At 61.1% G+C, this 4,233-nt stretch carries 3 protein-coding genes; 2 read left to right on the forward strand and 1 reads right to left on the reverse strand.

Annotation, left to right across the window (positions count from 1 at the left end; genetic code table 11):
• Nucleotides 1-376: 376 nt before the first annotated feature.
• The gene (locus NW819_RS01460) at nt 377-718 is read right to left on the reverse strand and encodes a helix-turn-helix domain-containing protein (protein ID WP_414412677.1); all 342 of its coding nucleotides are present in this window, start codon (nt 716-718) and stop codon (nt 377-379) included.
• Between NW819_RS01460 and NW819_RS01465 the strand changes: the two genes are divergently transcribed.
• Nucleotides 669-1,952: a competence/damage-inducible protein A gene (locus NW819_RS01465; RefSeq protein ID WP_414331859.1), complete on the forward strand. Its 1,284-nt coding sequence runs from the start codon at nt 669-671 to the stop codon at nt 1,950-1,952. The two genes, NW819_RS01460 and NW819_RS01465, sit on opposite strands and share 50 nt — an antisense overlap.
• Before the next feature lie 102 nt (nt 1,953-2,054).
• Complete coding sequence (locus tag NW819_RS01470; RefSeq protein ID WP_414412678.1) at nt 2,055-4,208, forward strand: M48 family metalloprotease; 2,154 nt, start codon at nt 2,055-2,057, stop codon at nt 4,206-4,208.
• Nucleotides 4,209-4,233: the final 25 nt, after the last annotated feature.

The raw sequence follows: 4,233 nt of genomic DNA on the forward strand, positions 1-4,233 counted from the left end.
AAAGGCCGGGGAGGATGTCAATGCTTGTTTCCCGTACTGCTCAGCCACAGCCTCTGGCCGTTCCTGGAACGCACTACGCGCCCACCAGTAGCAAGCGCACCGTCTTGGCATGTAGCTGGCGCTGCTTTCTGACCGCTATCTTGGAGGTCTGAAACTTGAGCAGCAAGACAATAAACCAAGACAATAAACAATGTCAAGTAATGTCAAAGAAAATGTTAAAGAATAAATGTCAAAGTTGTCCACCCAGAACCTGGCCGCCTTGGCGCTCATCCCGCAAGTCTTGAATGGGCCAACGCAAACAATGACTGCCACTTTCTGGTTTGGTACGGGACTGCCTTCGCCCGATCTGGTAGAGAAGGCAAGATGTGGTGAGTAGCTACTTGCATCCAGGTGGACGCTCGCCTTCTAAAGACTTCAGAGAATCTAGGGTGCGGTTATAAACAAACCGAGCTGTTCCCAACCACTGCTGCAGCGTCTGTCGCTGTTGTGCTGTCGGATACATCTCGTCCCCCAATCTTTTTGCCGGCGCCGGAGATGGAAACTTGCCGGTTGTCTCACCGCCATTTGGAATGGCCAACTGCAAGCCCAAAATCTGGGGGCGCGCAGGGAGGCCGAGACCTCCCTGCTTGTATACTTCTCTTGCGGCTGAGCTGAGCTCGAGGCCAAGCATGATCCCACCGCAAACTGCTATTCCCCAAGGGGCTGAGATCCTCTGCATCGGCACAGAATTGCTTTTGGGAGAGATCACCAATACCAATGCCCAGTACTTGGCAGCCGAGTTGGCGCAACTGGGGATCCCCCACTATTACCAAACGGTGGTGGGGGATAACGAGGCCCGCATTCACCACGCGCTGGAGGTGGCCTGTGGTCGTTCCAGCTTGATTCTGATCACCGGGGGTTTGGGGCCGACGCCGGACGATCTCACCCATGAGGCGCTGGCTTCCTTTTTTGGGGCGGAGATGGTGGAGCACCCCCAAGTGTGGGAAGAGATCCTGCAAAAGTACGGGCAGCGGGGCCTTGTGCCCTCGCCGAGCAATCGCAAGCAGGCTTTTCTGCCCCGGGGAGCGAGGGTGTTGCCCAACCCGCTGGGCAGCGCCTGTGGCCTCATCTGGCAGCCCCGGCCCGACCTGCACATTCTCACCTTCCCTGGGGTGCCGCGGGAGATGCAACACATGTGGCGGGAGACCGCCGTGCCTTATCTGCGCTCCATCGGCTGGGGAAAAGAGGTGTTCTACAGCCGGGTACTGCGCTATTGGGGCATTCCCGAATCGACGCTGGCCGAACGGCTGGGATCCCTGTTGGCGGGGGAAAACCCTACGGTGGCTCCCTACGCCAGCCAGGGGGAGGTACGCCTGCGGGTTACCGGACGTGCTCCCAGTCGTGAAGAGGCCCAAGCCTTGATCGCCCCGGTGGTGGAGCAGATTTTACAGATTTCTGGAGAAGACTACTTCGGCAGCGATGACGCCACCTTGGCCGGTGTGGTGGGGGAGCTGTTGCTGCAACGGGGTCAAACTCTGGCGGTGGCAGAATCCTGCACCGGCGGGCTGCTGGGGCAGTTGGTGACCGGGATCCCGGGCAGCTCCCGCTACTTTGTGGGGGGGATCGTGGCCTACGACAACCGCATCAAGGAGCAGCTTTTACAGGTGAATCCGGAAACCCTGCGACAGCACGGGGCCGTGAGCGAGGCGGTGGCCGCCCAAATGGCGCTGGGGGCCAAGCAAGTCCTGGGCTCCAACTGGGCCTTGAGCATCACCGGCATTGCCGGGCCAGAGGGAGGCACCGCCACCAAGCCAGTCGGTCTTGTGTATCTGGGTTTGGCGGATCCGCAAGGGAAGGTGGAAGTACACGAGTACCGGTTTGGCAGCCTGCGCGGCAGAGAGGGGGTGCGTTGGTGGAGCGCCCAGACGGCTCTGGATCGCTTGCGGCGGCGCTTGCTCTGCTACCCCCTTTAGGGGGGATCCAGTCTCTCGGGGTTGGATCCCTGAGTAAGCTGGGGGAGCAGATGGATCCAACCGATCTCCAGAAGCAGACCCTACCAGGCAAGGAGCAAGCCGATGATCCCCGATGCCGTCCAGGCGGGCAAGGAAGCCCTGCGGCAGGGCCGCCTTCAAGAGGCCATCCAACTTTTTGAAGGCTACCTGGCCCAATCCCGTCAGCAGGACAAAGCATTAGGGATCCCGGCAGACTCATCTGACGGCGAAGCCCTGGAAGCCCAAATGAACCTGGTGCGGGCCTACCACCAGTTGGGCCAGACGGAGAAGGCACGGTCCCTCTGCCTAGAGCTGCTGCAACACCCCAACCCCCAGGCGCAAGGCTGGGCCAAGAAGATCTTGCTTCGCCTGCCCACTGCAACAGAGTCCCTGGCTGCTCCGTCCGCCAAACCTGTCGAACCGCGTTCTGCTCCCCCAGAGGAGCCGTCTCCTGGAGCGGGATCCCTGTCCACCCGTCAACGGGCCGCCCAACTGGGTATGAAGATCCCCCTGCCGGAGCGGGCCGGCCCCCTGCATTGGGCCAAGTGGGGATCCCTGGGGGTGGGCATTGTCTTCCTTTGGTGGCTGAGCTTTGTGTTGGTAGGCAGCCATCTGGATTTTGGCCGGCTGAGTTTTCCGCGGCAGCTTTGGTTTTTGCAGGGGTTGCTGCCCTGGCTGCGCAATGGCCTGCGGTGGTTGGTGGCCGGCAGCCTGGCGGTCAACTTTGGAGTAGGCCTTCTCTTTTTTGCCCCCTGGCTGATGGATCAGCTCCACCAACGGCTGCACAAGTTGCGTTGGGCCAGGCTTGGCGAAATCGAACGCCACAGCCCCGAAACGGCGCGCCTGCTGCAGCGCATCTGTGCCCAAAACCAGCTAAAACAGCCCCGACTGGGGGTGATCCCGGATGCTGGGCCGCTGGCCTTTGTTTACGGCACTTTTTCTGATGGCTGCCGCATTGTGGTCACCCAAGCCCTGTTGCAGCAGCTTTCTGAGGATGAGATTGCCGCCGTCTACGCCCAGGCCCTGGGGCGAATTGTTAATGGAGATATCCTGGTCATGACCCTGCTGGGATCCCCGATTCAACTGGTTTACCTGGCCTTGGAGCAGGTGAGCCAACTGGGAAGCAAACGGCGGGATCTGATCGGGCATGTGGCCCCGCTGCTCTACCTCATCTACACGGTGCTCTCCTACCCGCTGTTTTTCCTCTCCCGCCTGGGCACCTACCATGCCGACCATTTTGCCGTACAGGCAACCGGCAACCCGAACGGGCTGATTGCTGCTCTGCTCAAATCGGCTGCCGGCTTACAAGAGGCCCACAAAAACGACCGCCGACCTTCCTCGCTGTTGCACTGCACCCGCCTGTTCAGCTTTTTGGACTTCAAAACCATCGCCGCTGCCAGTGCTGCCGCCCGCCTCCAGGATCCCTCCCAAGCTGGCCAAGTCTTTCTTTGGGATCAAATCAACCCTTGGGCCCGCTGGATGCAGGTCAATTCCAGCCATCCGCTGCCGGGGCACCGCTTCAAGGTCTTGGCAGGATATGGAGAGCGGCTGCGCCTCCTGCCGGAGCTGAGCCTGGGATCCGGGTCCAAATTGGATGTGGCCCGCCTGCAAAGCCGGTTTTGGCTGGATCTGGCCATCTACGCAGCCGAAGTGGTCGGGATCCTCATTGGCTGGCTGGTGGGGCTGATCCTCTACCTGCTGCTGCAAAACCGTCTCGATCCCAAGGTGATCGCGGCAGCAGCGGTGGTGGGCTACGGGGTGGGCTTGTGGGCCAAAGCGGGGTTGATGTACGGGGGATCCCTGCCGGCAAGGCCGACGGATGTGCTCAGCTTGCTGGCGGATCCCGACGCGGATCCCCGCCGCGGACAATGGGTGGAGCTGGAGGGGGAGTTGGTGGGACTGGGCCGCTCCGGCTATCAACTGGGGGCAGAGCTGAAGCTGCAAGAGGCCACAGGGCTGATCCCGGTGCGCTTTACTTCCCCTTTGGGGCCGGTGGGCAATGTCTTTTCCGGCCTGAAGCGGATCCGCGCCCTGGTGGGCCGGCGCGTCAAAGTGGTGGGCTGGTTCCGCCGCGGCAATACTGCTTGGGTGGATCTGGCCTACGTCCAGGTGGGATCCAATAAGCTGCACAGCCGACCGCGCCTTTGGCTGGTTGTGTTCGGCTTGGGAGTCATCCTGCTGGGGATTTGGGGGGCGTTCTATTTCCCCAACTTGGCCTCTTACCTGCGGCGGTGGTGAGCCAGGCTGATACATTTACGCTGAA

Source organism: Synechococcus sp. R8-2 (assembly GCF_047461715.1).
Lineage (GTDB): Bacteria > Cyanobacteriota > Cyanobacteriia > Thermostichales > Thermostichaceae > Thermostichus.

Excerpts from the sequence above, each read along its gene's own strand:
- NW819_RS01470 (WP_414412678.1), top strand. The coding sequence starts at position 2,055 with ATGATCCCCGATGCCGTCCAGGCGGGCAAGGAAGCCCTGCGGCAGGGC.
- NW819_RS01460 (WP_414412677.1), bottom strand. The coding sequence starts at position 718 with ATGCAGAGGATCTCAGCCCCTTGGGGAATAGCAGTTTGCGGTGGGATC.
- NW819_RS01465 (WP_414331859.1), top strand. The coding sequence starts at position 669 with ATGATCCCACCGCAAACTGCTATTCCCCAAGGGGCTGAGATCCTCTGC.